The organism is Parvimonas sp. D9 (assembly GCF_035282565.1).
GTDB lineage: Bacteria > Bacillota > Clostridia > Tissierellales > Peptoniphilaceae > Parvimonas > Parvimonas micra.
Map to the genome: position 1 here is coordinate 1 of NZ_JAYKBM010000259.1, position 238 is coordinate 238.

A 238-nucleotide genomic window follows, 5' to 3' on the forward strand; every position below is an offset into this window, starting at 1 on the left:
TTCTTGCCTGGTTAAAAGCCCTGTTGCTACTAATTCTGTATCCAGAAATGCAAATAATACATAACCACTTCCATACAGTATAGCCCCAATTTTTAAAAAAATCCAGAATAGTGTTGCATGCGAGGCTGGCAGGATGGAAGTACTGCTGATTTGCAGAAAAGTAAAGGGAAGAAAACCCTGTAGCATCTGCTGTTTATTATGGCGGGTATACGCAAGCAATAAAGCAAAAAATCCGGCT

Annotated in this window: 1 pseudogene; it reads right to left on the bottom strand. The window is 39.9% G+C overall.

Annotated features, from left to right (window positions below):
* Positions 1–238 (bottom strand): annotated as a pseudogene (locus tag VJI94_RS08800) (chromate transporter); the annotation flags it as partial.